Source organism: Asticcacaulis solisilvae (assembly GCF_017875235.1).
GTDB lineage: Bacteria > Pseudomonadota > Alphaproteobacteria > Caulobacterales > Caulobacteraceae > Asticcacaulis > Asticcacaulis solisilvae_A.
Genome location: NZ_JAGGMI010000008.1, coordinates 1 through 26176, shown reverse-complemented (window position 1 = coordinate 26176; position 26176 = coordinate 1). Strand labels below are relative to the sequence as shown.

The following is a 26176-nucleotide window of genomic DNA, read 5'->3' as shown; positions in this document are numbered from 1 at the left end:
ATGCCTGCCACCGAGACGCGGATATGGATGGCCCTGCGCCAGCGTGTCCTCAGCCTGCCGGGCGACTATCCGCTCGATATCAAAGATCCTGAGTTTGAGCGGCCGGCGGATGCGACGGGGCCGCTGGCCTATGTCGAGACCGCCAATATCGACAGCGCGCCGGAGCGCATCACGCTGGGAAGCGATGACGTCGATGACCGGGGCGGTATCCTGACCGTTACCCTGATGGTGCCGATCCATCTGAAGCGCACGCGCGAATACCTGAAGGAGCAGGGCGGAGGACTCGCCGCGCACTTTCCCAAGGATCTGAAGCTCTATTTCGAGGGCGTGATGGTGCGTATCGAGGCAAGCCCGCGCGTCGTCGACCCCTACCGGGATGACGCCTACTGGCGCGTACCCGTTTCCATCCGCTGGCAATCCTTTTCTTGAAGTTTGGCCTTTTCTTGAAGTTTGGCCTTTTCCTGAGGTTTTTGAAATGCCCCTGAACGCCAATGAACTGCTGCGCACCGCCGCGGCGAGCGACATCGTGCCCGTTACCAAGAACGACGACCAGGATTTTGTCGGCGGCATCTGCCGTGGGCTGTGGGTCGGCACGGCCGGGACCGCCAATATCCGGACCGCCGCCGGCGTCGTCCGCACGGGCGTGCCGCTGATCCAGGGCGTGAACCCGATCATGTGCGTCCGGGTGCTCACCGGCGGCACGGCGACCGATATCTGGGCGATGTACTGATGCTGTCCTTAGGTCTCGGCATGAGCCTGCCGCAGCGCAGGGCGGGCAACCTTCCGGGGCTGCCGATCGCGCCGGGCGCAGTCTTTGTCGTCGAAGGCGACAATGTCGCGGCGCAGGTCGATGGCCGCAGCCTGGCGGCCTGGATGGGCGCGTTGTCGAATGGCAGGATGACCTTTCCGCCGAACACGGCGCCCGGCACCGAGGGGGCGAACAGCCACACGCTCCAGCAGGTCCTTAGCGATGTGCCGGGCGTGCTGGGCAAGTATCCGGCCCTGACCCACATCGTCATTCACGCCGGACGCCATAGCCTGACCAGCGGCCTGGAGAGCATGAAGACGCAGGCGGAGGCGATCATTGACGCCTATAATGCCGCCAATGTCCATGTCATCTGGTCGTGCGTGCTTAAGGCGACCGATGCCGTGGGGACGAACGCGACCCACGAAGCGACGCGGACCGGGTTCAACGCCTGGCTGGCAGCCTTGAGCGGAAAGCGGCTGACGGTCGTCAATCACGACGTCAACTTCGTGCCCGCCGCTCAGCCTGCGCTGATCCAGTCGGGCGGGGTCTATCCCACGGCGGCAGGGGCGCGCGTCATCGCCGGCAATATCGTGGCGGCCATGTCGTTCCTGGCGTCGAACCACGTCGCTTTGATGCCGTCGGCCAACGCGCTGACCAATGCGGCCTTTTCCGGGGCATCGCCGTTCACGACCGGCTTTACAGCCGACAGCGTGGTTCCGACCAACTGGAGCCTGCTCAACGACACCGGCGCGACGGTGAAGGCTTCGGTCCTGGACATCGGAGGCGTCAGAACCGTCGAGTTGCTGGGCAGCGGCGCGGCCAGCAATAACAGCGTCGATCTCAGGCTGTCACGCCAGACCGCCTACGAATTGCCGGTGCAGGAAGGGCAGTGGGTGGAGGGCGGCATGTTCATCGACATCGCCAACGCCGCCGGGACCGGTGACGCGGTGGGTGTGAACGGGTGGACGGTTTTGATCGGCGACACTTATGCCTTCCGGAAGGACCACGCCGCTGCCAGCCTTGGCGACATGGGCGGGCGGTTTTCGGGGTTTGTCCGCGTGCCGCCGATGAAGCGAACCAGCGCGAGCAACTTTCAGTCGTTCGGCTTCTACGCCCGGCTGGCCACCGGCCCGGTCGATTTTCGCATCCGGCTCTGGGCGCCCTATGCCTGCGTGACTGGATAATTCGATTTTTCAACGCGCTGCGGCGCAATCCTAACCCTTCATCGAAAGGATACTGATATGGCGCTTCAAAAAGTAGCCGGTGAGAAACTGTATATCGGCGGGGTGCTTAACGACAAGGCGGCCGACCATGTCGCGGCCGACTTCACGTCGCAGACCTGGGTGCTGGTCGACGGCTATGCCAGCCGTCCGGCTTTAGGTGACCAGTCGGCGGAAATCGCCACCGACCTGATCAATCGCGGCCGCACCGTGGTGCAAAAGGGCACGCGCCGGTCGCCGGCCGGCGAGCACCGCTTCGCCGCCATCGCCACCGATCCCGGCCAGCTGGCGTTGAAGGCCGCCGCCGACAGCCAGTCCAACTATGCATTCAAGCTGGTCAAGGACGACGCGCCTCCGGGGGGGACGCCGACGACCCTCTATTTCATCGGCCTGGTCCTGTCCAAGACGGATCAGGGCGGCGAGGCCAATACAGCGTCGATGATCACCTTCAACATCGCTCCGAACTCGAACATCGTCGAGGTCCCGGCCGACGACGCCTAAGGCAATCCGGTCCGGCACCGGTAAGAGAACCGCCGCCTTCGGGCGGCGGCCAGGGGAGGGTGATGTCGGCGCTCTCCCCGAACCTTTCCGACAGAGGACATTTCCATGGATATTCAATCGATTAAAAAGAACAGCGCGGTGATCGCCGCCGGCCAGTGGGTGGATGGTATCCCGGGCCTGAGCGACGCGCGCCTGAGGGTACGCGGGTTGACGTGCGCCGCCGCGCGCGCCTTTCGCGCCAAGCGGGAGCGGGCGGCGCCCGATAGCGACCGCGACGCGGACGGCATGCTGAATAGCGAGGCGTTGCGCCGCATCCTGTGCGAGACCCTGCTTGAGGTCGTTCTGATCGACTGGGAGGGGCTGACTTCGGGCGGCGAGCCTTTGCCTTACGCCAAGAAGACGGCGGAGCAGTTCCTGCTCGATCCGGATTACGAGGAATTCGCCGACTGGGTCACCTGGGCGGCGCACAGCGTCGACCGCAACAATACCGGCGTGCAGGCGGCGCTGGAAAAAAACTCCGGAGCGCCATCCAGTGGCGCATGAAACACCTGGAGGCCTACGCCTGGTTCGTTGACCACGGCCGTGAGCCGCCGGCGGAGATCGCGCCGCCGGTGATGCTGCCGGGGGCGGAATGGATGATCGACGCCTTCTTCGCCCTGATGGGGGACCGGCCGGTGGGGTTCGGGGCGGCGCCGATCCCGTTTTCGGCCATTGCGCGATATGCGACGATGTACGGGCTGGATGGGCCGGACGACTTCGATCCGTTCAACCGGCTGATCCAGGCGATGGACTGCGCCTGGATGGAGGCGGTCAGGACACGGGAAGGTTGACTTGGGGCTTTGCAGCGGGTTAGTTGGCGCTGAGAGGGAGGCGTCCATGTCAAAGCGTAATATGTATATCGCCGGCGGTTTGGCCGCGTTCCTGGCCCTGGCGGTCGGTTACTGGTTTACTGCGCATCTGTGGACGGCCATGCGGGTCAAGTCCGAGGCGAAACGGCTTATCGTAGCCAGTCTGCCGGAGAAGACAGCTGTCGAATTTCAGGATCTGAAGGCGTACACCAGCTTTACGGTATGCGGCCAAATCAGCATTGCCAATGGTCGGGGTGGATATACCGGATTCGAGCCGTTCATCTGGCAGAAGGTCGGCGGGGTCGAACTGATGCCCAAGGTTGAGGCGGGAAGCGACGAGGAAAGTTCGCAAAGGAGCGACCTCGCGTTTTGGCAGGATAGGTATTCCTCCTGTATGGCCGAAGGGTATTGAGCCACAGCAGGAGTTACTATCGTGACAAAGCGCAATCTTTATATCGCCGGCGGGGTGGCCGTGTTGGTGGCCCTGGCGGTCGGTTACTGGTTTACCGCCCATCTGTGGACGGCCATGCGGGTAAAGGCCGAGGCGAAACGGCTGATCGTTGCCAGTCTGCCGGAACGGGCATCCGCCGAGTTTCAGAACTTGAAGGGTTACGGTTACGATGTTTGCGGCGAGATCAGCATCACCAATGACCGTGGCGGATATACCGGGTTTCAGCCCTTCTATTGGCGGAGGATTGGCGGGGTTGAACTGAAGCCTGAGGTAATCGTCGGAAGTGACTTCGAACAGCTAGACAAAAGGAAGCTCGAATCCTGGCAAGATAACTATGACAGGTGTATGGCCAGGGGATATTGATCCGGGTCTATTTGTATGAGTGGAAGGGCGAACCGGAAGCGTTGCTGTACGACGGTGGTGTATTGTCACGACAGCGAGACATCCAGTCCAGGTCGAAATTGGCGACGTTCAATGCCGTGCCGCCATCGAACAGAGCCACTTCCCGAGTGGCGATAAACCGGCGATACCCAGTGTATCCGCCGTAGCCGTTTTTGGCGTTCACCGATCCGCAGGCGACAAATGAACCGTCGGGCTGCGGGTACACATAGTTGTCCCGGAACTTGGCGCTGTCTGGGTCCCTGAGGGTCTGGCGAACGGTATTTTCGAATTCAAGAACCGATGGCTTGTGCGGTTCATTGATGGCAGGGGCGCAGGCCGTCGAAAAGGACAACGCACCTGCGATCGAAGCCAGAGTTAAAACAGCTCTGTATACCATCACCTATTCCTCAGTGCCGCGCCTGGGGTCAGGTTGGGCTTCAGCAGCGCCCATACAAGAGCGCCGACCCAGCCGAGCAGGCTCCACCCCAGAAACAGGTTGAGCGCGAATATCGCCACCGTCTGGGTGTGGTTGCGGAAGCCTGCCACAATGGTCGGCACGAAGTAGACCGCCAGCCCAACGATAAATGTGAGCGGCATAAAAATCGTTTCAAACACCCGTTGCTCCCCTGTGCACTGCCGTAAAGGTTGTCGCACGGTTCACGTGGCTGAGGCAAGCGGCGGGTGGCGTCCATTTATGATTCCTACGAACCTGCGTCTTCAGGCGGCGGGCTTGTAAGATGATCCGCGGAAATGCCGCGACCATATATCTGCGGAGGCCCTGTGACTGATATCGCCGTACTGAGTCTAAAGGTCAAAATGGACGGCGCAGATCGCGCCAAAATCGCGCTCGATCAATTGACGGCCAGCGCCTTAGGCTCCGGAAAGGCTACAAGTGCCCTTGAAGGCGCCACGGCATCCGCCGAGGCAGCTGCGAAAAAAGCGGGAACCACTCACGAAGCGGCTGCAGAAGCCTTAGGGGAATGATCGAACCGGCGTCGCTCGCCAGTGGTGCGCTGGATATGCTGACCAACGCTGTGAAGGCCGGAATTGATGTAAGTTACAAGTATATTCTAGCCCAGGATCAGGTCGCGCTTAGTCTTAGTGGGATTGGCGCGCAGACAGGTGCGACGGCGAATATGATGAGTCAGCTTGCCGAAGAACATGCCCGCGCCGCTAATATATCGATTACGGCCGCACTTGAACAGGAAGCGGTCTATATCAGAGCTGGCATATCCAACACCGATGTCATCGGAAAACTCATCGACATATCGAAGCAATATGCCTTGGTGACTGGACAGGATATGCTCACCGCCAACCAGGAACTGGCTGAGTCATTTTCCGACCCCGTAAAGGGAGTGGAAACCATGATTGATCGTGTCGGCGGGATCGATGGAGAGACGCGCGAATACATTGTGTCCCTAGCCCGGGCCAACAAGATGACGGAGGCACAAGCCACGATGCTCGGTAAGGTAATCCCTCAGATCAGAGGCACCGAAGAGCGCGTATCCCACCTCACAAAACTTCTCGATGCCGGAGCGCTGGCCTGGAAAAACTACTGGGAGCAGCAAGGGAAAAAATTCTCGATGATGTTCGAGCCGCTCGGTACGCCGATGTCCGACCGGGCCGTCATTGATAATTACAAAAAATATAAAGGGCGCCATACCGGTGCTGGGGGGCAGGGGTTCAACACGGCCGTTTCTTTTGAGCAATCCTACTTTGCGTTCTGGCGGGAACAGGAACGCATGGACGACGCTCGGAAGAGAGAAGAGAAGGATATCAAGAACACAATCGATCTCGCTGGCGACGACGCCCTCGACGCCTTGCTGCCAAACGATGACAGACGCAAGCAGCTAGATGGCTATCTGGAGCGCGTGGAGGCCGACTTTGCGCAGCACACTATGACACCGGAGGATCACAAGCGGGCAGTGGTCGCCTATAACAGACAGGTCGCCGAACTCAGTGGAACCTACAGCGCGGCGGCAAGAATCCGGCCGGTTGCCGAGGTCGCTCGCCAGACGGCGTGTAAGTGCGTCAATGACGAGGCCAAGCGCGCCAAGGCCTTCGAGATCGTCAAGCAGCCCGATATCGAAGCCGAAGGACCTATCACCCAACTGGCCATCGATGCCAAGGAGGTCGAAGCTGTGCTCACCGACACCATGGCCAATATACCTTCGATCGTGGCGCCTGCCCGCAGCGAGTTGTCAGCGTTGGCGGAGGATATCGCCAAGAGCTTCGGCCAGGCCATAGCGAGCGGCCAGGACCTTGGCGACGCCTTGTCGAACACGTTCCGGCAAATCGCAGCTTCTTACGTCACCCAAGGCATCAAGGACATTTTTGCCTCGATGGGAAACATCGGCAGGACCGGAAGCACGGGTTCGGCGAGCGCTGCTGGCGGAGGGGGCAATGTCTGGTCGACGATCTTTAGCGGCTTCAGCAGTTTGTTCAGTTGGGACGGCGGCGGCTACACAGGCGACGGGTCGCGCAGCGGCGGTGTCGACGGCAAGGGCGGCTTTCTGGCCGTCATGCACCCGCGTGAGACCGTTATCGACCATACCAAAGGCCGGCGGCGGGGGCAGGCCGTACAGGTGGCGGTCAGTGTCAGCGTTGATGATGACGGCAAGATCAGGGCCTATGTCCGCGACAGTTCGATGCGCGCCGTCCAGGCGGGCTTAAGCCAGTACGACGCCGGCATGCCGCAGCGCGTGGCCGCCATCGGCAATGATCCAAGACGGCGATAGGTAAAGGGTCTCAGATGGCTTTGAATTTCCCATTGAGTATCAGTGATTTCTTCGGCGGACTTAAGATACAGTCGATGAGCTTCGACCTGCCGGAAAGCCTGGTAGCTACCGGCACGACCGGCGCCGGGGAAATCCTGACCGCCGACCTTGGGGCAAGGCTGTGGACCGGACGTCCAACTAGCGCCCATGCCCTATGGGGAAGCCGAGGCCGTTTCGGCCAGGATATCGGCCCTGCGCCAGGCCGGGCGGTCCTTCTTCATCTACAATATGGCCAAGCCGGGGCCCGGACTTGATCCAAGCGGGGCGATCCTGGGGGCGCCGCACCGCAGATCAAGGTGGCGCCGAGCCGCAGCGAACTGACGCTGAAGGGCCTGCCCGTGGGCTATGTGTTGTCGCCGGGCGACTATCTCGGCTTCAGCTATGGCGCCGAGCCCGAGCGCCATGCCCTGCACGACCTGGCATCCGGGGGCACCGCCAACGAAGACGGTGAGGTGACCGTCGAGGTATCGGGCTTTGTCCGCCTGGGCGCCCTGGCCAACAGGCCGGTGAACCCTTGTCCGGCCGGCGTGCAAGGCCGTCCTTATCCCGGGAACGGCGTCGCGCGGCACCGCCGCGGCCAGTACATCACCGGTATCGGCTTCAAGTGGCGCCAGACGCTGCGCTAGAGCATGATGCGTTTAGGTCGAACCGTCATCATGCTCCAGGTTTTTGTTTTGTCGCGATATTCAGCCAAAACCGCTGCACACTTTTTGGCATATCGCTCTAGCTGCCAAACCGTATCAGGATATTGGTGTAACCCAATGAAAAATCTGCCCCCTTTCATCATCGCCGCCCGGTAGGCGCGCGGCGGAACCCTCGCGCATGGCCTGTTGTGGATCCGAGCGCGGAGCCGTGACGCCGAGCCCGTCGAGCAGACCATCGGCTTCTGGACCGGCGACGATCACCAGATGTTCGACATTCCTACCGGGGAGGTCGGAGAGGATGGGCCGGTCTTTCAGGCGCGAGCCTATTATGGCGCGGGCAATGCGCTGGATCTCGGCGAAACGGTCGCCGATATCGGTATCAAGGTGCGCACGCGCACCGTGATCCTGTCCGGCCTGTCGCCCGAGGTCCAGCGCGCCGCCAGGGGGTATGACGCCCGCCTGGCGCCGGTCGAGATCCATCGTGCCGAGTTCGATCCGCTGACAGGCGAGCAGATCCTGTCGGATGATCCGGACCTTCCCGTTCCTGAGCGCGTCTTCAAGGGCTGGATCGACGAAATCCGCTGGGAGCAAAGCGGCGGCACGGTCACCTGTACTCTTTCCCTGGCCAGCGTGTCGCGCGCCCTGACCCGGCCGTTGACGCAGAGTTCAGCGACGCCAGCCAGAGGCTGGTTCATCGCGACGACAGTTTCTTCCGCCACGTCGCCGTGTCGGGCGCCGTCGATCTGTACTGGGGCTAAAAGCGCGTCGCCAAGGGACGGTCATGAGCGGCGACACACTGAAGCGGCTGGCGGACTGGGAGCCGCGCCTGGTCGATGCCTGGGGCGGGCGGCGCGCAGGCCGTTCAAGGCCGGTCATCACGACTGTGCGCTGTTCATGGCGGCGTGCGTCGAAGCCATGACCGGCACCGATCCGGCGGCGGAATGGCGCGGGAGATACCGGACGATCAGGGGCGGCATCGCCCGGCTGAGACGCGCCGGCCACGCCGATCACGTCGCCTGCGTGGCGTCGATGTTCGAGGAAGTCCTGCCGGCCTACGCGCTGAGGGGCGATATCGGCGTCGTGGACGGCGCCGATGGCTTCGGCGCGCTGGGCATCGTCCCGGGCGAGGGTGTCTATGTACTGACCGAAAGCGGGCTGGGTATCCAGCCGCGCCGCAAACTCAAGCGGGCATTCCGGGTATGAAAAAACTCAAACTGATCCTGGCGCTGGTCGCCGTCAACTGTCTTGTCGGGGCCGGTGTGGCGCACGCCGATCCGGTGACGGCGGCGGTCGCGACCTGGGTTTCCGGAATCGCGACCACCGTGTTCGGCGCCGGAATGAGCGTCGCTTTCGCTATCCACAGCGCGACGACCTTCCTGCTTCGGTCGGTCGGCATGTCGCTGCTGTCGCAGGCGCTGAGCAAGAAGCCCAAGGCGCGGGCGGCCGGCATCAAGACTCAGACCTCGACCGGCGGCGCCGTGTCGCAGACCTTCGTCCTTGGCCGTTTCGCCACTGCGGGGCAGTTGGTCATGCCGCTCAACACCTATGGCACGGACGGGAAGACGCTCAATGCGTACCTGCCCTATGTCATCGCGCGCGGCTGTATCCCGCGCCAGCGGATGTCGCGGCTGATCCTCAACGACGATTACGCCGTGGTCGTCCCGGGCCAGAGCCTGATCGGCGGTTCGAGCGTCTATGGCCATGCAATCAAGGGCATCTATGACGGCAATGCCTGGATCAACGCCTATGACGGCACCCAGGTCACGGCGGACCCGCTGCTGACCGCCAAATTCGGCGGTGATCCCGACCGTCCGTGGGAGCACACCGCCGTCGGCCGTGGCCGTCCCTATGCGGTCCTGGTCTTCCGCTACAATCGCGAGGTGCTGAACAGCCCGCCGACAGTGCGCTTCGAAGAGACGGGCATCCCGCTTTACGATCCGCGTGACCCAGCGCAGAGCTGGGAAAACCCGGCGACCTAGCTGACGACCGAACCCGGTCGTCATGATCTACAACTGCATCGCGGCATCCGGCTGCCGGACGGCGGCGTCTATGGTGGCGAGGCGGCGGCCGAGGACCTGCCGCTCGACAACTGGGTGGCGGCGATGAACGACTGCGATGAACCGGTCGCCATCGCCGGCGGCACGGAGAAGCGCTTTACCGCCGGCCTTGAGATATCGCTGTCGGACGAGCCGGCCGACGTCATGGAGGCGCTGGAGACCGCGTGCCAGGCGCAGCAGGTCGAGATTGGCGGCGTGTGGAAGATCCGCGTCGGCGGCCCCGGCCTGCCGCTCCAGTTCATCGCCGATGACGCGGGCGTGTTGCAGCCGGTCTTCCGCGACGACGATATCCTGATGGACCGGGACAGGGGTCTGGACGTGTTCCCGGGGCTGGCGGGCACCTATAACGGCATCCAGGCCCTCTACGCCTTCCGCGCGCAGGACAAGTATCTCAGCCTTCCGCTGTCGATGATGCTGGTGGGACAGGGCGCCGGCTGGACGGCAAAAAAGGCCGAGGCGACGCTGGCGGCGCTCAATCTGGCGCGTGCGGGACTGCGCGCGCTTTAAATTTCAAGGATATAACAATGACTTTTGACGAGGCGTTCAAGCTATTGATCGGCCATGAGGGCGGCTATGTCAACGATGCGCGCGACCCGGGTGGGGAGACGAAGTTCGGCATCAGTAAGCGCGCCTATCCCTTTGAGGATATTCGTAATCTGACGATTGAGCGGGCGCGGGCCATCTATTATCGCGACTACTGGATCCGGTCGGGCTGCGAGCGCGTGCCGGAAGCGATGCGCTTTGATCTGTTCGATACGGCGGTCAATTCGGGCCTGAGCCGGGCGGTGCGCCTGTTGCAACTGGCGGTCAAGGTCGATGATGACGGCGAGATCGGTCCTGTGACGCTCAAGGCATTGCGCGATGCCGATCCGGAAGGGCTGAAGGCGCGGTTCAACGGGCACAGGCTCGATTTTCTGAACAACCTGGCCGAATGGCCGACCTTTGGGCGCGGCTGGGCGCAGCGCATCGCCGAAAACCTGATGAGGGCGTGATGTCGGATTGGAAAAACATACTGAAAAGCGTGGCGCCGACGATCGCGGCCGGGCTTGGCGGGCCATTGGCCGGGGCGGCAGTGACGGCCATCTCCAGTGCCGTGCTGGGCAAGGCAGCAGGTTCAGACGACGAACTGGCCAACGCCATTGTCGGGGCGTCGCCCGAGGTGCTGGCGGCCATCAAGTCCGCCGAGTTCGATTTCAAGGCGCGCATGGCGCAACTGGGCGTCAATGTCTTCGAGCTGGAGGTGCGGGACCGCGGCAGTGCGCGCGAGCTGTTCCGCGTCAATCACTGGCCGCAGATGGCGCTGTCGGCTTTTGTGGTGACGGGTTTCTTCGCGGCGCTGTTCTTTGTGCTGTCCGGCTGGGCGCGGACGAGCGGCACGGACCAGGCGGCGTGGCTGATGCTGGGAGCGTTAGGCACCGCATTTACACAGGTGCTGAACTTCTGGTTCGGCTCGACCTCGGGCGGCCAGGCGAAGACGAATTTGTTGGCCCAAGCGGCGGGGAAAAGCGCATGAGCACCATGTCGGGCCTGACGCCCGCCGTCATCGTGTCGCTGATCGCCGTGGGTTTCAGCGTGCTCGTCACCTGGGCGGGTGTGATCATCTGGGCGATGCGCCAGGAAGGGCGGATCAACCTCGCAAATGAGCGCATCGACCATTTCAATGACAAGTTGACGAGTTCGGTCGCGGCCCTGGCCAAGTTCGACGAGAACACGCAAAGCCAGGTCGAGAACTACCAGCAGAATACCGAACGCAAGATCGATGAGCTGGGGCGCAACATGTCGGCCAAGTTCGAGAAGGTCTTCGATAAGCTCGATCAGAAGGTCGATAAGGACTAAGAGTTTAGCCCTGTCCCAGAGCCTTAAGGCGCTCACTGGCATGGCCGTTGTTCGGGTCGCGTTCCAATGACAGGCGGTAGTTGGCGATCGCATTGGCCTTGTCGCCCGCGGCTTCATAGGCTTCAGCCAGGCTGTCATAGACGTTGGCCGACTGCGGGTAGGCCTCGGCATTGCGGCGGAACAGGCGGATGGCTTCTGCGATGCGGCCGGCGGACATCAGCGCGTAGCCGCCCATATTGAGGTCATATTCGAAGGCCGAGGCGCGCACCGCTTCGAAGTGGCTGAGCGCCAGGTCGGCGCCGTGAAGGATGGCCACCAAGGGGATGGCGCGGGCCGGACCGCCGAAGTCGTGCTTCCAGTTGTAGAGTTGGCCGACGCGGCGCATGATCAGGTCCTGAACCAATGCGCCACCGTCGGAATTGGTCATCACGGCCACGCCGTCGCCGGTATCGCCGTTCATGATCAGCAGCGAGCGGAAGCCGGCATTGGAGCCGCTGTGTTCGAAGCTGCCGGGGTTTTTGGAATGGCTGAAAAAGCCCAGTATGTCGCCATTGGGGACGGGGCGGAACATCTCGGCCATGGTCGCTTTTGACAGGACGGGATTGGCCTGGCCGAGACGTGCCTTAGCCGTAGCGATGGCGAAGTGGGCGAGGTCGGATGGCGTCGTCCACAGGCCCGCCGCCGCCATTTCCGGATAGATGTGCCAGCGGCCGCCCACTGGCTTGCCGTCCATTCGGGTGCCGGCGGCCGCCAGCGCCGTACGTGCGTTGGAGAGGGGCTGTTCATAGGTCGATGACTTCATCCCCAGCGGACCGAGGACGGTTTCCTGCATCAGGGCAGGGAAGTCGCGGCCTGTCACGTCAGTCATCAAAAGCTGTTCGACCGTGACGCCGCCGCCGGAATATTGCTGGCGGCTGCCGGGGGTGAAGACGACGCGCACGGGATCAGTATTGGCGGGCGCCACGCCGTCGAGGATCTGTTGCACGGTTGGGCGTGGGACATCGGTGGCATAACCCGGAAAGCCATGCACGCTCAGGCCCGCCGTATGCGAGATTAGCCGGCGCAGGGTGACTTTTTCGGTGGCGGTAAATGCGTTGTCGGGCACCTTCCAGCTTTTGAGCCTGTCATTGACATTGCCGTCGAGATCGAGCCGTCCGCGCTGCACCTGATAGAGCGCGCCGGTAGCGGCGACGGGCTTGGAGATCGAGGCGGCCTGGAAAAGGGTGTCAGTTGTCGCTTTGGCGCTTTCGCCGGGGCCGGTGACGCCGTAGGCCTGCGCCCAGTCGAGCTGATAGCGCGAAATGGCCGCGACGCTGAGGGCAGGGGTGTTCAAGCCTGTCATGGCGTCGGCAAGCGTGACGCGCAAGGTCTTGCCGTCCTGCAGCAGCAGTTCGGCCAAGGTGCCTTCGAGCGCCGCCGCTGGGTTCGCCCGCGCGAGGTTGGGGACAAGACTGGTCGCGCCCACGAAACTGATAACCCCACGCCTTGTCAGTTGTGTCATGCCTACCTCATTATCTACGAATATCTTCGTACACGGTTTCTGGGCTGTCAAGGGGGAGCCGGGAGATCAAACGCCGATACGCCTCGCCCTGGTGGGCAAGGAGCGCATATTCCGACAAATGTAGTTTGCCAGCGGTGGACCTGTTCCGCCGATCTCTTTCCACAACTATCCGCTTAGGAGTTCATGCCCATGGCACTGAAACAGGCTAATCGCGTCTCGGAATCTGCCACAGCTTCCGGAATAGGGTCTTTTACCCTTCAGGGCGCCTCCGCGGCCCATCGTGCTTTTTCAGCGGTGTTCAACACTGGTGACAAGGTCGCCTATACTGCCGTGCAGGGCTCGGTCTGGGAGATCGGCTACGGCACGCTGACCAGTTCGACCACCTTGACCCGCGACGTTGTCTGGGACACGTCGGCTGCGACCGGCGTCAATTCCGGCAACACCGCCTACGTCTCAAAAGTCAGCTTCGCTGGCGGCACGGCGATTACGATAACGAACGCCGTTTCAAACAATGTGGTTCTGGCTGCGGATGACGGCGGGCACCTCGTCGAAGCCACGCCGTTCCGAGCAGCTGTCTTCCTGGCGGCCGTTGACGACATGCAGGCACTGGAAGATCTTAGCGACGGCGAAACCGTCATCGTGACTGGTGCGGATGGCGGCATCTTTCGCTGGGACGCGGCAAGCGTCTTGACAGCGGACGGCATTGACATTTTCGAGAATGACAACGAGACGACCGGCAGGCACGTTCGTGTATCCAATCTGATGAAGGGCGGATATCGCACAGGCGTGGCGGATATCACCGCCCGCAACGCGATCCCGGCGGGCCATCGTGAAGAGGGGATGCGCGTCAAGGTGTTGTCGGACGGTAAGACCTATGAGCTTGGCGCGGGCCTGACGAATAGCGACTGGACGGATCACGAAGCGGCATTGCCATTATCGACAGCGCAGGCCGCCGCGATCGGGGCGCTAGGTAATTTTGCCTCGAAGGCGCTGGCTGAAGCGGCAATGATTGAAGCGGCGGCCAGCACCGTGCTGACGAACGGGTTTTACGCAGCGGGCGACGGGGGCGGTTCGACCTATAGGCGCGTCGTGTCTGCTCCGTCGCACCCTGGCTATTTTCAGTCGGCGGACGGCGCCTATTGGGAAATGTCGGATGTCGCCCTCAACGCCAAGGCATTCGGCGCCAAGGGGAACGAAAGCCAAGATGATGCGCCCTTCCTGCAAGATGCTTTCGAAGCAGCGGCGTATCTTGGACGCCCGCTCTTTATCCCCGCTGGGCGCTACGCCAAGAACTCAGCGATTGCCCTGACGTCGCACATCACCGTCTATGGCGCGGGCGGGGCAGCGGGCCCAGGCGAGATATCGTCCGCACGCATAACGGCGTTGATCGACAACTATAGCGGTGATTGTCTCAAGATCACGTCGAAATATGCGTCGCACATCAGCAAAATTCAGTTCAACGCTTACAGCCAGAAGACGTCGGGCGATGGCATTGGCCTTTGGGGGCCTAATATTAGTGGTACGCAGTACACTCAATCGTCGACGGTGATCGAAGATTGTGTGTTCGATAATCAATTCAATTGCATCAGGGAATATTGGTGTGCGCAGATTGTAAAGCGCGCCAACTATTTTCAGGGCTGGAAAAACTATGCGTGGTCGAACGAAGGCGGCGCCGGCATCGAGATCGGCGGCGGCGTTCTCGACGGCAACAAGTTCCAGGGTTACACCACTGCTATCCTCACCAACCAGGCAGGAGCAATCCTTCTAAAAAGCGGCTACTGCGACATCATCAACAATGTCGCTGTCGGTTCGCAATATTTTCTGCAAATCGCAGTGGATAACCACGCCATCGCCGGCGTAAACGTGTCCGGTAACAAGATCGAAGAGCAGGGCGTCAAGTGCATCGTCGTGTCCGGCACGTCGCCGCATACGTTCAAGGACCTCGCCATAATCGGGAACGAATTCAAGGTCATCGAGCCGAACATCACCCCGCTGAACGAAGGCATCATCGAGGTTGCCAACCCGGGGTATCAGTTTCTCAGCGGCTTCGTGATCTCCGGAAACACCATGAATATTCCGTTGCAGAACGCCACTCTCGGGATTTTCTGCAACATCCAGTCGGGGACCAAGGGCATAATCACAGGCAATCAGATCGATGGGATCGCGGCTGCAGCGCATATCTACGGCTTCGTTTTTGGCGCTGGAATTGCCGGACCCATTGAGTGCCTGGACAACGTGCTGTCGAACGTAACGGCCGCCAACCGATATGTCGGCGCCAGCACTATTGTAACAATCCGCGATCAGGCCTCGGCCTTTACGGTTGCCAATCTGCCGGCATGTGCCAACGGCTCCCTGATCTGGTCGGCCGACGCCGATCCAGATATCCCGGCGGCGACGGGAAGTAGCATGGGAACTTGGTGCGCCCGCCGGTCCGGCGTATGGTACACCTTGCCGATAGGCCTGAGTTCGGCCGTGGTGACGGCGGCCTTGGGCTATACCGCCGCGAACAAGGCGGGCGAGACGTTTACCGGTGACCTGATCATGAACATTGCTGGTCGGGGCAAGATGCGGTTCACCCATACCGGCGGTTACGGGTACATCCAGTTTGGCGACGATGATCCCGACACGTCGGGCGGCAAGGGGCACTTGACTGGATATTATGGGTCGAAGCTAGATGAGCTGAAGTTCAGTGCCGCCTTTGCTGACTTTTCAGATGAGATACGTATTGCCGGCAATATGGCGCTGTCAGGGGTCCAGACGGGCTGGGGCGCGCCGTCGGGCACTTTGTCGCGGGCGGCTTATGCAGCCTACGCCGGGAAAACATACACGGCCGCGCCTACGCAGTCCGACATGCAGGACCTGGATAACGCCGTCAAGCTGCTGTCGCAAACCGTCGCGGCCTTGGTAACGGACCTGAAGGCGGGGAAGATGCCCAGAACTTGATCGCTGTGATTTCACATGCCCGGGATTTGGGACTCTGCTGAAGAGCCTGTCAGATCATCGCTGCCGCAAGCGAGATCGCTTCGTTCCGTTGATCGTGGAAAAAGACGTGGGTGCTATCAGCTTCGATAAGCGATATCGCTATAACGAGTAACAAGCGAGTGGTGCCGGCTACAGGATTCGAACCCGTGACCTGATGTTTACAAAACAACTGCTCTACCAACTGAGCTAAGCCGGCCAACCGTTCCAGCCGACAATGCGACTGGCAAGGCGCGCCTTATGCCGAGACCAAAACGGCTTGTCCAGAGCAATTTCAAACGAAATAAAGCTTGCTGTGCAGAAGCCGAGAAAATACAGGTCTGCGATCGACTCCCCATGATCCCGGTAGAGCACACTCCATGTCCCGCATCCTCATCACTTCCGCGCTTCCGTACATAAACGGCATCAAGCACCTCGGCAATCTGGCCGGGTCCATGTTGCCCGCCGACGTCTATGCGCGGTTCATGCGGGCGAGGGGCCACGACGTCCTCTATATCTGCGCCACCGACGAGCACGGCACCCCCGCCGAGCTGGCTGCCGCCAAGGCCGGTCAGGATGTGCGCACCTATTGCGACGAGCAGCACCTGATCCAGAAGAATGCCGGCGAGCAGTTCGGCCTGAGCTACGACTGGTTCGGCCGCTCATCGTCGCCGCAGAATCGCGAACTAACCCAGATGTTCTGCGATGCGCTGGACCGTAACGGGTTGATCGAGGAACGCACCGACAAGATGGTCTATTCCATCGACGACGGCCGCTTCCTGCCCGACCGCTATGTCGAAGGCACCTGTCCGCACTGCGGCTATGAGAAGGCGCGCGGCGACCAGTGCGACAATTGCGGCCGGTTGCTGGATCCGACCGACCTGAAAAACCCGTATTCAGCTGTGTCCGGTTCAACCAATCTGGAAGTTCGAGACACCAAGCATCTGTATTTGCTGCAAACCAAGGTCGAGCCGCAACTGCGCGACTGGATCGCCAGTCACGACAATTGGCCGCACCTGGCGAAAGCCATAGCCAACAAGCACCTGGAAGAAGGCCTGATCGATCGCGGCATCACCCGCGACCTGAAGTGGGGCGTGCCCGTAGGCAAGGACGGCGTGGCGCGTCCGGGCTTTGAAAACAAGGTCTTCTACGTCTGGTTTGATGCGCCGATCGAATATATCGGCGCCACGCGTGAGATGTTCGACGCGCAAAACGACCCCGACGGCTGGAAGCGCTGGTGGCGCCTTGATCAGGGCGCTGACGATGTGCGCTATGTCGAATTCATGGGCAAGGACAATGTCGCCTTCCACACGGTGAGCTTCCCGGCGACCATCATCGGTTCGGGTGAACCGTGGAAGATGGTCGACACGTTGAAGGCCTTCAACTGGCTCAACTGGTACGGCGGCAAGTTCTCGACCTCGATGAACCGCGGCGTCTTCATGGACCAGGCGCTGGAGCTGCTGCCGGCCGACTACTGGCGCTGGTACCTGATCGCCAATTCGCCGGAAAGCTCCGACAGCTCGTTTACCTGGGAGCAGTTCCAGGCGACGATCAACAAGGACCTGGCTGACGTGCTTGGCAACTTCGTCAACCGCATCACCAAGTTCGCTGAAGGCAAGATGGGCGGCGTGGTGCCGGAAGGCGGCGAGGCTGGTCCGCTGGAAGAGAAGCTCTATGCTGATCTGTCGGCGTTGCTCGAAGAGGCGACGCAGGCCTTCGAGGAGATGGAGATGCGCAAGGCCGCGCAGGCCGTCCGCCGCATCTGGGTGCTGGGCAATGAGTATCTGCAGGAGGCCGCACCCTGGACCGCGCTGAAGACCGATGCGGTCAGGGCGGGGGTGATCGTGCGTCACGGGCTGAACCTGGTGCGGCTCTACGCCGCGCTGGCGCAACCGATGATTCCGTTTGCGGCGGAAAAGATTGCCGCGACCGTGGGAGCGACGCTGCCGCTTAACTGGCCGTCGACGGATGCCAAGGCCGAGCTGTCGCAGCTCAAGCCGGGGCAGGCCGTGGTGGCGGGTGAGGTTCTGTTCCGCAAGATCGAGGACAGCCAGGTCGCTGAATGGGCCGAGCGCTTCGGCGGCAGCGAGGCGTAATGAAGCTGTGGCGGATACTGTTCGGGCTTGAGGGCCGTATCCGCCGCCGGGACTTCTGGCTGTGGTCGATCGTAAACCTGATCGGTTACGGCATCATGTGCGTGTTGCTGATGCGATTTTTCGTCGACACGGCGCTCGACGGCAGCGGCATGGGCGTTCAGTGGTTCCATAACCTGACGATCATCGCCGCTATGTTTCCGTTCTTCTGGATCGGCACGGCGTTGAACATCAAGCGGCTGCACGATATCAACCGATCGTACCGCTGGTGGCGGATCAACCTGATTCCGGTGCTGGGATGGGCCTGGACCTTCTTTGAGTGCGGCTTGCGGGACGGCACGCCGGGGCCGAACCGGTATGGGCCATCACCGAAGGGCGTGGGTGATCACGAGCAGGTGTTCGAATGAGCTGGACCGCCATGCTGTTCAGCGGCAAGGGGCGTATAGGCCGCCGGGATTACTGGATATGGAGCCTCAGTCTCGCCTTGGCTGCCGGCATAACCTTGCGGCTGATCGTGTCTTGGGTGCAGGCGCACACGCACTATGCCGAGACGGAGACCACCGCATTCGTTCCGCTCGCGGCCGGTCTGCTGGTAGTTGGGCTATATGTCTTCATGTCGAGCTGTGTCGCCGCCAAGCGCTGGCATGACCGCGAAAAGTCCGGCTGGCTGGCGGGGCTGGTCTATGTGCCGCTTATTGGCGCCGTGGCCCTTCTGTGGCACTTGATCGAATGCGGTTTCGCGCAAGGGACGCCGGGACCGAACCGGTACGGGCCGTCGCCGAAGGGCGTGAACGATCCGGAACAGGTGTTCGAGTAGGGGAGTGAACGCCTTCAAGTGCCTTCTCCTCTTTTAAGGGGTGAAGGTTAGTGCGCCAGGCAATTTGGACGCAGCTTGTAACTCCCGGCCCCTCACCCCAACCCTCTCCCCGCAGGCGGGGAGAGGGAGTAAAGGTTCGAGCATGAGCGATGTCGACCAAGACCTTCTCCGCCTTATGTTCGAGGACCGCGCCGAAAACCGCGATGTGTTGGCGGGCAGCGAGGTTTACGACCGCCTGCGCGCGCGAGACAAGGCCCGCAGGGAGCGCGTCAAGGCCTTGATCAACGATGGATGGCCGGAGGATCCTGAGGCGCTCTATGCGGCGGCCTGGGTGCTCAATCATGGCGACGCGAGCAAAGAAGCTTATTTCGGCCACCAATTGGCGGCGAGGGCGCGCGACCTGGGGCACGCTCCGGCGCGGTGGCTGGCGGCGGCGGCGCTCGATCGGTCATTGATGTATCAAGGCCTGCCGCAAAAATACGGCACCAATATCGTGCCCGACGGCGTGGGGTACCGGCTGTGGGATGTCGATCCAGCCACGACGGATGCCGAACGGTTGGCCAACGATGTGCCGGTGTTGGCCGAGATGCAGGCGCGGGCGGCGGCGATGACGGGGGCTCAGCCGGAGATGTCTGGCGCGCCAGAGTGGTTGAGACGCGCGATCAAAAGATGGCGGGGCGAGGGGTAGCGATGTGTAATACCCCTCCACCGCTGCGCAGTCGCTTCGCGCCGCCGGCGGTCCCCCTCCCCATCTTCGATAGGGAGGAGGGAGATTGAGGAAGGCCACGCACACCCTCCTCCCTACGAAGTGGGGAGGTGGCATCGAGCGAATGCGAAGATGACGGAGGGGTACGACTCCGTTCTAAACCAGATACTTTTTCAGCCAAGCCACGGTCCGGCCCCAGGCCAGGTCGGCGGCCGCCTTGTTGTAGCGCGCCTCGGACGTGTCGTTGTTGAACGCATGCTGGACGCCATCATAGATGTGAATTTCGAAGGTCTTGCCAGCATCTGTTAAAGCTTTGCGATAGGCTTCGATCCCGGCGTTGATGCGATCGTCCTGGCCGGCATAGTGAAGCAAAAGCGCCGCCTTGATGCCAGGCACGTCGGCCACCGGAGCCTGAGAGCCGTAATAGGCGACACCTGCCTTCAGATTCGGCGATTTCGTCGCCAGCCGGTTGACCAGCGCGCCGCCCCAGCAGAAACCCACAGCGCCCACCGCCTTGACGGTATCCGTGCGCGCCAGCAGATAATCGACGCTGGTCTGCGCATTGGCCAGGGTCCGCGCGGCGTCCAGCTTGCCGATCAGGGCGCGGGCCTCGTCCTCATTGACCGGCGTGCCGCCCGAAGGCGTCAAAAAGTCCGGCGCCAGGGCGATAAACCCTTCCAGCGCCATGCGCCGCGCGACGTCGCGCGTATGTTCGTTGAGCCCGCGATTCTCATGGATGATGACGACGCCGGGCAGCGCGCCGGCCGGCGATTTTGGCCGCGCGACATAGCCCTTCATTTCGCCATAGGTGACGCTTTCCTGGGCGATGCGCGCGTCCGTGTCCGGCACGATCGAAGCCGCCGCGGGACTTGCCGCCAGCATGGGCGCGATGACCGCCGCGGCCGCCGCTGATCCGGCCAGGACTGTGAGCTTCTCCATGAAGCCGCGCCGGTCCAGCGTGCGGTGTGTGAAGTCGTCATAGGCGTCAATCATTGCCTGGGTGATTTGTGGCCCGTTCTTGTCCTGAGAAGTCATTACGTCCCGTCCTCCGCGTCGGCCCCATCCTGCCTGGCTATCAACGTACGCCCATCCGCCTTCCGTCGCCAACAGGGTTACGAAGGTTTCACAAACTAAATCCGAATTCAGTATGTCGCGCGCGACTCCCGTTATATTCGTATCGCAGGAAACCGAAAAGGAAGACCGTCATGTCACTCGTACAGTTCCTGTTCAGCTTCGAAGGCCGGGCGCGCCGTCTGCACGTCTGGATATTTTTCCTTGTGCTCAGCTTCGTTTACGGCGGGCTGTTCTGGCAGTTCGGCAATATTCACGTCTCGCACGGCGAGACCAATTACGGTCCGGGCAGCTTCATGTGGTCGGCGGTCGTCACCAACCCCATCGTCGACATCTTCGGCCTGGTCGCCATCTGGATGAAGCTGGCCGTGCTGGTCAAACGCTGGCACGACCGCGACAAGTCGGGCTGGTGGATGCTGGTCGGGCTTATTCCCCTGATAGGCGGCCTGTGGATCCTGATAGAGTGTGGCTTCCTTGACGGAACGCGCGGTCCGAACAAGTTCGGCCCATCGCCCAAGGGCATCGGCTCAGCCGCCGGAGCGTTCTGATCCATCGTCGATCGCCAGAATAGAGGAGCCGGGTCCCTGGAGCGGGGCCCGGCTTTTTATGTTTAACGCCGCCATTATATCGCGCCGTGCCTTTTCCCGTCGCAAATTTACCCGTCACGGCGCCTATCCTCCGGAAACGAGAGAGGGTTCCGTCATGTTCCGTTCGATGTCCAGCGGTGTGCTTCACATGCTGTTCAGCGCCGATGGCCGCATCGGCCGGGGCGACTACTGGCTGTGGTCGATCCTGGTCAACCTGGCCGTTCTGGCTATCCAGCATTACGTCTTCGGCTTCTGGACGCTGTCGCCGGTCTTTCTCGACGTGCTGATCGCGCGTGGCGACGAACTGCCGGGCGATGTCGCGGTCGTCCACATGATCCTGTTTCTGCTGACCCTGTGGCCAATCCTGTGCCTCAACGCCAAGCGTTGGCACGACCGAGGTAAGACCGGCTGGCTGGCCGGCGTGGTGCTGGCGCTCGGCATTGCCTGCTACGCGCTCAACTGGATATATCCGGGCGACTATTACGACTACGACCTCTATACCCTGGTCCGGATCATCCCGCTGGCCTATGCAGCCTTCCTGCTGTGGACCTTCATCGAATGCGGCCTGATGGCCGGTGAGCCGCGCACCAATCGTTATGGCCCGCCCGTAGGCTATTACGGCCGCGAGGAAGCGTATTACTAGCGCTTGCGACTCCCCGGCCAGACGTGGTGATATGACGTTTGGATAAGGGGGCTCCATGAACATCATCCACCTGCTTTTTAGCGCCAAGGGCCGAATCCGCCGTCGCACGTACTGGATGGGCGCGATTGGCGTATTTATTACATCTAGCCTAATAAAGGTTCTTGGCCTCGCTGTCTTCTGGGACGTCCAGCCGGCCATGATGGTTCCTCAAATGGGAGTCTGGCAGCAGCTTAATCCGACTCCGATTGCGCTCTTCTTGTGGACGGTCATGTTGTTGTTTCTTGTGCCCAGTCTTTGCATCTCGGCCAAACGCTGGCATGACCGCAACCGTAGCGGCTGGTTCGCACTGACTGGCCCCATTCAGTTGGCTCTGTCCGTCGCCGCGTTCGGCTACGATCCGAGTGGCGTTAACAGCACGCAGATCGAAAAGATCGCATATCTGGCGATCATGAGTGTGTCAGGGGTTTTGGCGCTGTGGGTATTTGTTGAATGCGGCATCCTCGACGGCACCAAAGGTCCCAACCGCTATGGACCGTCGCCCAAGGGCATCACCGCCGCGCCTGACGTCTTCTGAAAACGCGTCGCAATCCAACGCCTCGCGATATTGTGAAATATGACCCGGCAAACCGGTGTTACCTTCGCGCCAACGGCCGCCAAGAGTCGTTTTTTTGAAAACAGATCTGGGAGAATGCCAATGCGCCTGACGGATGCGCTTCTGAGCCCCCATGGCCGGTTGAACCGGGCCGGTTTCTGGGGCGGATATTTTACCATGAGTATCGTGACCGCGTTTATCGCCGCCATTCTGCTGTTCGTCAGCGAGATGGCGGCTAGCCGGGGCGTGGCCCTGGGCGACCCTGGCTTCAGGCTATGGATGGTCGCGCTGGTGCTGCTGGTGCCGGTGACGTGGATGAGCTTCTGCATCGCCGTCAAGCGCTGGCACGACCGGGGCCGTTCGGGCTGGTGGGTGGTGATCGGCCTGGTGCCCTTGATCGGCAATCTGTGGGGGCTGATCGAATGCGGCTTCCTGGCCGGCACCAAAAGCGGCAACAAATACGGGCCGTCGACCTCAAAGGCCGCGATGCCACAGTGGTATCACGAGGAAATCCCCGAGGACATGGCGTAACTATTCGACGCGGCGGGCGAGGTTGGCCAGGGATGAGGCCATCCCCGCCTGATGGTCTTCAGGCGTAATGCCCGACGGCACGTTTTCCGCCACAATGGACACCTCTGTGCCATCCGGGATGGACGTCAGCGTCCAGGTCATGTCCATGGCGCCGCCAAAGGCCGGGTCGTCGGACGTGAACTCGAAGCGCTGGCGCACACACCTGTCCGGCACCAGTTCGAGGAAAACGCCGCTGACGATGTCCGTATTGGCCGAGGACTTGCCGGCGCCATCGGTTTCAAACATGAGCGTGATACGAAATGCACCGCCGGCCCTGGGCTCGAACGCCTCGATAATGCCGTGCGCGCCTTCGGGCGGCAGCCACGCCTGGACCTCGTCGCGATCGGTAAGGGCGCGATATATACGTTGGGGCGTCGCCTTGATGTGACGGTGCGCGCGATCCGTACGCATGGCGCCTCCTGTTATCTCTGGAAATGCCTGGCCTGGTCTGGCGTAATATCCATAAAATCCGGCACAATCTTGTTGTATCCGGCGACCCTGCCGGTATCGACGACGACGTCGCGGTGGCCTTCCCAGATCATGTTCAGCGCCACATAGAGGATCATGAACAGGCCGATAAAGCCGATCCAGCGGTGCTTATGCAGCAGCTTGGCGATGAAGTGCGACGCAACACCCATCAGGACGATCGACATGATCAGGCCGAACACCATGATCGAAATGTGGTGACGCGCAGCGCCGGCGACCGCCAGCACATTGTCGAGCGACATCGAAAGGTCGGCCAGCAGGATCTGGAACACCGCCATTCGGAAGGACTTCGGCTTTGCCGCCTTGACAGCAGCGCCGCCCATCTCGGCGGAAGCGTTGACGTCTACGCCGGTAGCGTCTTCCAGACTGGCCTTGGCCTGTTCGGCCTGATGCTCATTGAGCTCGTGCCACATCTTCCAGGCCACCCACAGAAGCAGCAGGCCGCCGGCCAGCAGCAGTCCGACGATGCCGAGCAGCCACGACGTGCCCCATACGAAGCCGACGCGCATAACGACGGCGGCGGCCAGGCCCCACATGATCGCCTTGCGCCGTTGCCTGGCCGCAAGGCCTGCGGCGGCCAGGCCGACGGCGACGGCGTTGTCGCCGGCCATGACCAGGTCGATGAAGACGACCTGGAAGAAGGCCGAGGCCTGGGAGATAAGGTGTGGATCGATGCCTTCGAACATGGTCTCGCCGGCGCAGAGTTAACCTTTACGCAGTGGTACTCGCGCCGCCGGTCTATTGTCCATAGCGAAGGCGAGGGGAGGAATCGATGGCAGCACTGGCGCCCGTGATACTGGCGGCGTGGCCCCGCCCACCATCTGCTCCGCAGATGGTCCCCCCTCCCCATAAATGGGGTGGGCGAAGATACGGGGTTTGAATAGACATCCACGCCCGCAAATTGGACAACCTACGCCCTCCCCATTTATGGGGAGGGGGGACCGCCGAAGGCGGTGGGCGGGGCCTGCGGTCGATGACCCGGACCCGGTTATTTCACGTCCGCGCGCAGGCCTCATACAGCGAAATCGACGCCGCGTGGCTGACATTGAGGCTCTCGAAGCCGCCCGGCATTGGTATCCGCGCCAGATGATCACAGTGCTCGGCCACCAGCCGGCGGATGCCTTCGCCTTCGGCCCCAAGCACCAGCACCAGCTTTGTCAGCGACTGCCGCCAGCCCTGCTGCTGAAGCAGGTCGTGCAGATGATGCTCGCCTTCGCCGGCCAGGCCGATACTGACGTAACCATTCTCACCCAGCGTCTCCAGGGCCCGCGACAGGTTGGTCACCCGCGCGAACGGCACCATGTCGACCGCGCCGACTGCCGTCTTGGCCAAAACACCCTGAAGGGGCGGGGAGTGGCGATCCTGCATGACCAGACCCGTTACGCCGAAGGCCGCCGCCGAGCGGAAGATCGCCCCGACGTTCTGCGGATCGGTGACCTGATCGAGCATCAGGATCACGCCATCTCCACGCTCCATCAGGTCCTCGAGCGATTCGCCTTCCAGCACCGGACCGTGCAGGGCCATGCCCTGATGCACCGCGCCTTGGGGCAAAAGCCGCGCGATATCGCTCATCTGTTGCACCGTAACGCGGATATCCTGGCGCTTATAGGCCGACGGATTGAAGCTTTTGGCCCGTTCCTCGCTCAAAATGAGCTTCAGCGGTCCGGGCCTGGCGGAATTTTTCAATGCGGCCTCGACCGCGTGCACGCCCCACAGCCAGCCGTCGTCACTGACCTTATGCCTTTGAACATTCTGAGGTTTTGGCGCGTCACCGCCACCGCGCGGGCCTTCACGCTTCGGGCCTTTGCCGCGCTCCGGCAAATTTTGTGCACGGTTTTTGTTTTTATGCCGCTTGGGGTCGTTGCGTTCGTGAAAAGACGACACTATAAGACGCGCTCCGATTTGAGGCCTCGCTGAGGACTTCTGAGTTTTTTCGAGGGTCGTCTTTACGACCAAACCCTTGGATAAGCGAAAAGTTTTTTGCGTTTCGGGCTTGAGCTTTTTCGAAAGGTCGAGTTTAAGGCGTCGGCAAGATTGACCTAAGTGCGTTTGGGGGAATGTCCCGAGCGGCAAAGGGGGCGGACTGTAAATCCGCTGCGTAAGCTTCGCAGGTTCGAGTCCTGCTTCCCCCACCATCGCACGTCATCTCCGGCAGGCCACTTATCAGCCCTTTCCCAAGGGCGGGTATAGCACAATGGTAGTGCAGCAGCCTTCCAAGCTGAGGATGTCGGTTCGATCCCGTCTACCCGCTCCAATACGTTTCAACCTTAGCCCATCGGGGCATTACGGAGCCTGGACCTATGGCCAAGGAAAAATTCAACCGTTCGAAGCCGCACTGCAACATCGGCACCATTGGTCACGTTGACCACGGCAAGACGACGCTGACGGCGGCGATCACGATGACGCTGGCGAAGTCTGGCGGCGCGACGGCTAAGAAGTACGAAGACATCGACGCGGCTCCGGAAGAAAAGGCCCGCGGCATCACGATCAACACGGCGCACGTCGAATACGAGACGGAAAACCGTCACTATGCGCACGTCGACTGCCCGGGTCACGCCGACTACGTGAAGAACATGATCACCGGTGCGGCGCAAATGGACGGCGCGATCCTGGTCGTTTCGGCCGCTGACGGCCCGATGCCGCAGACCCGCGAACACATCCTGCTGGCCCGTCAGGTCGGCGTTCCTGC

The 26176-nt window shown here is 61.7% G+C and carries 35 protein-coding genes and 3 tRNA genes; 30 read left to right on the top strand and 8 right to left on the bottom strand.

The genetic code is table 11. The annotated features are described in order from the left end of the window. From J2X24_RS14135 to J2X24_RS14100, 8 genes are all read left to right on the top strand, one after another. A complete protein-coding gene (locus J2X24_RS14135; protein ID WP_209722878.1) occupies positions 1-429 on the top strand; it encodes a phage tail terminator-like protein in 429 nt (142 codons plus the stop codon). A gap of 46 nt (positions 430-475) precedes the next feature. Next, positions 476-730, top strand: coding sequence for a spike base protein, RCAP_Rcc01079 family (locus J2X24_RS14130; RefSeq protein ID WP_209722875.1), 255 nt, complete (start codon positions 476-478; stop codon positions 728-730). Further along, positions 730-1932, top strand: coding sequence for an SGNH/GDSL hydrolase family protein (locus tag J2X24_RS14125; RefSeq protein ID WP_209722873.1), 1203 nt, complete (start codon positions 730-732; stop codon positions 1930-1932). Before J2X24_RS14130 ends, J2X24_RS14125 begins: the two co-directional genes overlap by 1 nt. Positions 1933-1989: 57 nt before the next feature. Beyond that, positions 1990-2469 (top strand): hypothetical protein, encoded by a 480-nt coding sequence (locus J2X24_RS14120; protein WP_209722871.1) that lies wholly within the window; start codon positions 1990-1992, stop codon positions 2467-2469. 105 nt (positions 2470-2574) lie between these two features. Further along, positions 2575-3012, top strand: coding sequence for a hypothetical protein (locus tag J2X24_RS14115; protein ID WP_209722868.1), 438 nt, complete (start codon positions 2575-2577; stop codon positions 3010-3012). Then, positions 3009-3299 carry a phage tail assembly chaperone gene (locus J2X24_RS14110; RefSeq protein WP_209722865.1) on the top strand — a complete coding sequence of 97 codons (291 nt, stop codon included), beginning with the start codon at positions 3009-3011 and terminating at the stop codon, positions 3297-3299. The genes J2X24_RS14115 and J2X24_RS14110 overlap by 4 nt, the downstream gene beginning before the upstream one ends. A gap of 46 nt (positions 3300-3345) precedes the next feature. Next, positions 3346-3729 (top strand): hypothetical protein, encoded by a 384-nt coding sequence (locus tag J2X24_RS14105; protein WP_209722862.1) that lies wholly within the window; start codon positions 3346-3348, stop codon positions 3727-3729. 21 nt (positions 3730-3750) lie between these two features. Beyond that, a complete protein-coding gene (locus tag J2X24_RS14100; RefSeq protein ID WP_209722859.1) occupies positions 3751-4131 on the top strand; it encodes a hypothetical protein in 381 nt (126 codons plus the stop codon). A 7-nt stretch (positions 4132-4138) separates the two neighbouring features. Here the strand turns inward: J2X24_RS14100 and J2X24_RS14095 are convergent, their stop codons facing one another. Beyond that, positions 4139-4546 (bottom strand): hypothetical protein, encoded by a 408-nt coding sequence (locus J2X24_RS14095; protein WP_209722856.1) that lies wholly within the window; start codon positions 4544-4546, stop codon positions 4139-4141. Then, positions 4546-4746, bottom strand: a complete 201-nt coding sequence (locus J2X24_RS14090; protein ID WP_209722855.1) for a superinfection immunity protein — start codon at positions 4744-4746, stop codon at positions 4546-4548. Before J2X24_RS14090 ends, J2X24_RS14095 begins: the two co-directional genes overlap by 1 nt. A gap of 183 nt (positions 4747-4929) precedes the next feature. On the opposite strand from J2X24_RS14090, the gene J2X24_RS14085 reads away from it, so the two are divergent. From J2X24_RS14085 to J2X24_RS14040, 10 genes are all read left to right on the top strand, one after another. Then, complete coding sequence (locus J2X24_RS14085) at positions 4930-5133, top strand: hypothetical protein (protein ID WP_209722852.1); 204 nt, start codon at positions 4930-4932, stop codon at positions 5131-5133. After that, positions 5130-6887 carry a phage tail length tape measure family protein gene (locus tag J2X24_RS14080; protein WP_209722849.1) on the top strand — a complete coding sequence of 586 codons (1758 nt, stop codon included), beginning with the start codon at positions 5130-5132 and terminating at the stop codon, positions 6885-6887. Before J2X24_RS14085 ends, J2X24_RS14080 begins: the two co-directional genes overlap by 4 nt. A 14-nt stretch (positions 6888-6901) precedes the next feature. After that, positions 6902-7180 (top strand): hypothetical protein, encoded by a 279-nt coding sequence (locus tag J2X24_RS14075; RefSeq protein WP_209722846.1) that lies wholly within the window; start codon positions 6902-6904, stop codon positions 7178-7180. A 42-nt stretch (positions 7181-7222) separates the two neighbouring features. Further along, complete coding sequence (locus J2X24_RS14070) at positions 7223-7552, top strand: hypothetical protein (protein WP_209722843.1); 330 nt, start codon at positions 7223-7225, stop codon at positions 7550-7552. A gap of 204 nt (positions 7553-7756) precedes the next feature. Beyond that, positions 7757-8773: a DUF6950 family protein gene (locus J2X24_RS14065; protein ID WP_209722841.1), complete on the top strand. Its 1017-nt coding sequence runs from the start codon at positions 7757-7759 to the stop codon at positions 8771-8773. Next, positions 8770-9549: a hypothetical protein gene (locus J2X24_RS14060; RefSeq protein WP_209722838.1), complete on the top strand. Its 780-nt coding sequence runs from the start codon at positions 8770-8772 to the stop codon at positions 9547-9549. Before J2X24_RS14065 ends, J2X24_RS14060 begins: the two co-directional genes overlap by 4 nt. A 123-nt stretch (positions 9550-9672) precedes the next feature. Continuing rightward, positions 9673-10134 carry a hypothetical protein gene (locus J2X24_RS14055; RefSeq protein ID WP_209722835.1) on the top strand — a complete coding sequence of 154 codons (462 nt, stop codon included), beginning with the start codon at positions 9673-9675 and terminating at the stop codon, positions 10132-10134. 17 nt (positions 10135-10151) lie between these two features. After that, complete coding sequence (locus tag J2X24_RS14050; RefSeq protein ID WP_209722832.1) at positions 10152-10619, top strand: glycoside hydrolase family 108 protein; 468 nt, start codon at positions 10152-10154, stop codon at positions 10617-10619. Beyond that, entirely contained in the window at positions 10619-11140 is a 522-nt protein-coding gene (locus J2X24_RS14045; RefSeq protein WP_209722830.1) for a hypothetical protein, read from the top strand. Before J2X24_RS14050 ends, J2X24_RS14045 begins: the two co-directional genes overlap by 1 nt. Further along, positions 11137-11463 carry a hypothetical protein gene (locus J2X24_RS14040; RefSeq protein WP_209722827.1) on the top strand — a complete coding sequence of 109 codons (327 nt, stop codon included), beginning with the start codon at positions 11137-11139 and terminating at the stop codon, positions 11461-11463. The genes J2X24_RS14045 and J2X24_RS14040 overlap by 4 nt, the downstream gene beginning before the upstream one ends. Positions 11464-11467: 4 nt before the next feature. Here the strand turns inward: J2X24_RS14040 and J2X24_RS14035 are convergent, their stop codons facing one another. Beyond that, positions 11468-12964 carry a serine hydrolase domain-containing protein gene (locus tag J2X24_RS14035; protein WP_209722824.1) on the bottom strand — a complete coding sequence of 499 codons (1497 nt, stop codon included), beginning with the start codon at positions 12962-12964 and terminating at the stop codon, positions 11468-11470. A gap of 189 nt (positions 12965-13153) precedes the next feature. Here J2X24_RS14035 and J2X24_RS14030 point away from each other — a divergent pair, with 189 nt between their 5' ends. Further along, positions 13154-15907 carry a glycosyl hydrolase family 28-related protein gene (locus tag J2X24_RS14030; RefSeq protein ID WP_209722821.1) on the top strand — a complete coding sequence of 918 codons (2754 nt, stop codon included), beginning with the start codon at positions 13154-13156 and terminating at the stop codon, positions 15905-15907. 159 nt (positions 15908-16066) lie between these two features. Here J2X24_RS14030 and J2X24_RS14025 read toward each other — a convergent pair. Further along, positions 16067-16142, bottom strand: a tRNA-Thr gene (locus J2X24_RS14025). A gap of 160 nt (positions 16143-16302) precedes the next feature. Here J2X24_RS14025 and metG point away from each other — a divergent pair. The 4 genes from metG (at position 16303) to J2X24_RS14005 (ending at position 19520) form a co-directional block, all read left to right on the top strand. Beyond that, positions 16303-18018 carry a methionine--tRNA ligase gene (gene metG / locus J2X24_RS14020; protein WP_209722817.1) on the top strand — a complete coding sequence of 572 codons (1716 nt, stop codon included), beginning with the start codon at positions 16303-16305 and terminating at the stop codon, positions 18016-18018. Then, a complete protein-coding gene (locus J2X24_RS14015) occupies positions 18018-18422 on the top strand; it encodes a DUF805 domain-containing protein (protein ID WP_209722814.1) in 405 nt (134 codons plus the stop codon). The genes metG and J2X24_RS14015 overlap by 1 nt, the downstream gene beginning before the upstream one ends. After that, entirely contained in the window at positions 18419-18832 is a 414-nt protein-coding gene (locus J2X24_RS14010) for a DUF805 domain-containing protein (RefSeq protein WP_209722812.1), read from the top strand. Before J2X24_RS14015 ends, J2X24_RS14010 begins: the two co-directional genes overlap by 4 nt. A 142-nt stretch (positions 18833-18974) precedes the next feature. After that, positions 18975-19520, top strand: a complete 546-nt coding sequence (locus tag J2X24_RS14005) for a hypothetical protein (protein WP_209722809.1) — start codon at positions 18975-18977, stop codon at positions 19518-19520. Between the two features lie 174 nt (positions 19521-19694). Here the strand turns inward: J2X24_RS14005 and J2X24_RS14000 are convergent, their stop codons facing one another. After that, on the bottom strand, positions 19695-20573 hold the full coding sequence (locus J2X24_RS14000) for a dienelactone hydrolase family protein (protein ID WP_209722806.1): 879 nt from the start codon (positions 20571-20573) through the stop codon (positions 19695-19697). 170 nt (positions 20574-20743) lie between these two features. Here J2X24_RS14000 and J2X24_RS13995 point away from each other — a divergent pair, with 170 nt between their 5' ends. The 4 genes from J2X24_RS13995 to J2X24_RS13980 all read left to right on the top strand — a co-directional run bounded on the left by J2X24_RS13995 (position 20744) and on the right by J2X24_RS13980 (position 22962). Beyond that, the gene (locus tag J2X24_RS13995; protein ID WP_209722804.1) at positions 20744-21157 is read left to right on the top strand and encodes a DUF805 domain-containing protein; all 414 of its coding nucleotides are present in this window, start codon (positions 20744-20746) and stop codon (positions 21155-21157) included. A gap of 154 nt (positions 21158-21311) precedes the next feature. After that, positions 21312-21839, top strand: a complete 528-nt coding sequence (locus J2X24_RS13990; protein ID WP_209722801.1) for a DUF805 domain-containing protein — start codon at positions 21312-21314, stop codon at positions 21837-21839. Positions 21840-21894: 55 nt separating this feature from the next. Continuing rightward, a complete protein-coding gene (locus J2X24_RS13985) occupies positions 21895-22413 on the top strand; it encodes a DUF805 domain-containing protein (RefSeq protein ID WP_209722798.1) in 519 nt (172 codons plus the stop codon). 39 nt (positions 22414-22452) lie between these two features. Further along, positions 22453-22962: a DUF805 domain-containing protein gene (locus J2X24_RS13980; RefSeq protein WP_342591097.1), complete on the top strand. Its 510-nt coding sequence runs from the start codon at positions 22453-22455 to the stop codon at positions 22960-22962. Here J2X24_RS13980 and J2X24_RS13975 read toward each other — a convergent pair whose 3' ends face one another. The 3 genes from J2X24_RS13975 to rlmB form a co-directional block, all read right to left on the bottom strand. After that, positions 22963-23412 (bottom strand): SRPBCC family protein, encoded by a 450-nt coding sequence (locus J2X24_RS13975; protein ID WP_209722792.1) that lies wholly within the window; start codon positions 23410-23412, stop codon positions 22963-22965. 11 nt (positions 23413-23423) lie between these two features. Further along, positions 23424-24173: a YjbE family putative metal transport protein gene (locus tag J2X24_RS13970; RefSeq protein ID WP_209722790.1), complete on the bottom strand. Its 750-nt coding sequence runs from the start codon at positions 24171-24173 to the stop codon at positions 23424-23426. A gap of 307 nt (positions 24174-24480) precedes the next feature. Further along, on the bottom strand, positions 24481-25371 hold the full coding sequence (gene rlmB, locus J2X24_RS13965; RefSeq protein ID WP_209722787.1) for a 23S rRNA (guanosine(2251)-2'-O)-methyltransferase RlmB: 891 nt from the start codon (positions 25369-25371) through the stop codon (positions 24481-24483). Positions 25372-25538: 167 nt separating this feature from the next. Between rlmB and J2X24_RS13960 the strand changes: the two genes are divergently transcribed. The 3 genes from J2X24_RS13960 to J2X24_RS13950 all read left to right on the top strand — a co-directional run. Beyond that, a tRNA-Tyr gene (locus tag J2X24_RS13960) sits at positions 25539-25622 on the top strand. A gap of 45 nt (positions 25623-25667) precedes the next feature. Continuing rightward, positions 25668-25741, top strand: a tRNA-Gly gene (locus tag J2X24_RS13955). A gap of 46 nt (positions 25742-25787) precedes the next feature. Further along, positions 25788-26176, top strand: a 389-nt coding sequence (locus tag J2X24_RS13950) for a GTP-binding protein (protein WP_209722784.1), incomplete at its 3' end; no start/stop codon positions are given.

What these genes read in the sequence shown, in the direction of transcription:
- J2X24_RS14135 (WP_209722878.1), top strand. Translation starts at nt 1, where the DNA reads ATGCCTGCCACCGAGACGCGGATATGGATGGCCCTGCGCCAGCGTGTC.
- J2X24_RS13980 (WP_342591097.1), top strand. Translation starts at nt 22,453, where the DNA reads ATGACCCGGCAAACCGGTGTTACCTTCGCGCCAACGGCCGCCAAGAGT.
- J2X24_RS14115 (WP_209722868.1), top strand. Translation starts at nt 2,575, where the DNA reads ATGGATATTCAATCGATTAAAAAGAACAGCGCGGTGATCGCCGCCGGC.
- metG (WP_209722817.1), top strand. Translation starts at nt 16,303, where the DNA reads ATGTCCCGCATCCTCATCACTTCCGCGCTTCCGTACATAAACGGCATC.
- J2X24_RS14105 (WP_209722862.1), top strand. Translation starts at nt 3,346, where the DNA reads ATGTCAAAGCGTAATATGTATATCGCCGGCGGTTTGGCCGCGTTCCTG.
- J2X24_RS14010 (WP_209722812.1), top strand. Translation starts at nt 18,419, where the DNA reads ATGAGCTGGACCGCCATGCTGTTCAGCGGCAAGGGGCGTATAGGCCGC.
- J2X24_RS13975 (WP_209722792.1), bottom strand. Translation starts at nt 23,412, where the DNA reads ATGCGTACGGATCGCGCGCACCGTCACATCAAGGCGACGCCCCAACGT.
- J2X24_RS14055 (WP_209722835.1), top strand. Translation starts at nt 9,673, where the DNA reads ATGAACGACTGCGATGAACCGGTCGCCATCGCCGGCGGCACGGAGAAG.
- J2X24_RS14030 (WP_209722821.1), top strand. Translation starts at nt 13,154, where the DNA reads ATGGCACTGAAACAGGCTAATCGCGTCTCGGAATCTGCCACAGCTTCC.
- J2X24_RS14120 (WP_209722871.1), top strand. Translation starts at nt 1,990, where the DNA reads ATGGCGCTTCAAAAAGTAGCCGGTGAGAAACTGTATATCGGCGGGGTG.
- J2X24_RS14005 (WP_209722809.1), top strand. Translation starts at nt 18,975, where the DNA reads ATGAGCGATGTCGACCAAGACCTTCTCCGCCTTATGTTCGAGGACCGC.
- J2X24_RS14045 (WP_209722830.1), top strand. Translation starts at nt 10,619, where the DNA reads ATGTCGGATTGGAAAAACATACTGAAAAGCGTGGCGCCGACGATCGCG.
- J2X24_RS14075 (WP_209722846.1), top strand. Translation starts at nt 6,902, where the DNA reads ATGGCTTTGAATTTCCCATTGAGTATCAGTGATTTCTTCGGCGGACTT.
- J2X24_RS13990 (WP_209722801.1), top strand. Translation starts at nt 21,312, where the DNA reads ATGTTCCGTTCGATGTCCAGCGGTGTGCTTCACATGCTGTTCAGCGCC.
- J2X24_RS14095 (WP_209722856.1), bottom strand. Translation starts at nt 4,546, where the DNA reads ATGGTATACAGAGCTGTTTTAACTCTGGCTTCGATCGCAGGTGCGTTG.
- J2X24_RS14060 (WP_209722838.1), top strand. Translation starts at nt 8,770, where the DNA reads ATGAAAAAACTCAAACTGATCCTGGCGCTGGTCGCCGTCAACTGTCTT.
- J2X24_RS14015 (WP_209722814.1), top strand. Translation starts at nt 18,018, where the DNA reads ATGAAGCTGTGGCGGATACTGTTCGGGCTTGAGGGCCGTATCCGCCGC.
- J2X24_RS13970 (WP_209722790.1), bottom strand. Translation starts at nt 24,173, where the DNA reads ATGTTCGAAGGCATCGATCCACACCTTATCTCCCAGGCCTCGGCCTTC.
- J2X24_RS14050 (WP_209722832.1), top strand. Translation starts at nt 10,152, where the DNA reads ATGACTTTTGACGAGGCGTTCAAGCTATTGATCGGCCATGAGGGCGGC.
- J2X24_RS13995 (WP_209722804.1), top strand. Translation starts at nt 20,744, where the DNA reads ATGTCACTCGTACAGTTCCTGTTCAGCTTCGAAGGCCGGGCGCGCCGT.
- J2X24_RS14090 (WP_209722855.1), bottom strand. Translation starts at nt 4,746, where the DNA reads ATGCCGCTCACATTTATCGTTGGGCTGGCGGTCTACTTCGTGCCGACC.
- J2X24_RS14040 (WP_209722827.1), top strand. Translation starts at nt 11,137, where the DNA reads ATGAGCACCATGTCGGGCCTGACGCCCGCCGTCATCGTGTCGCTGATC.
- J2X24_RS14110 (WP_209722865.1), top strand. Translation starts at nt 3,009, where the DNA reads ATGAAACACCTGGAGGCCTACGCCTGGTTCGTTGACCACGGCCGTGAG.
- J2X24_RS14130 (WP_209722875.1), top strand. Translation starts at nt 476, where the DNA reads ATGCCCCTGAACGCCAATGAACTGCTGCGCACCGCCGCGGCGAGCGAC.
- J2X24_RS14080 (WP_209722849.1), top strand. Translation starts at nt 5,130, where the DNA reads ATGATCGAACCGGCGTCGCTCGCCAGTGGTGCGCTGGATATGCTGACC.
- J2X24_RS14035 (WP_209722824.1), bottom strand. Translation starts at nt 12,964, where the DNA reads ATGACACAACTGACAAGGCGTGGGGTTATCAGTTTCGTGGGCGCGACC.
- J2X24_RS14125 (WP_209722873.1), top strand. Translation starts at nt 730, where the DNA reads ATGCTGTCCTTAGGTCTCGGCATGAGCCTGCCGCAGCGCAGGGCGGGC.
- J2X24_RS13985 (WP_209722798.1), top strand. Translation starts at nt 21,895, where the DNA reads ATGAACATCATCCACCTGCTTTTTAGCGCCAAGGGCCGAATCCGCCGT.
- J2X24_RS14000 (WP_209722806.1), bottom strand. Translation starts at nt 20,573, where the DNA reads ATGACTTCTCAGGACAAGAACGGGCCACAAATCACCCAGGCAATGATT.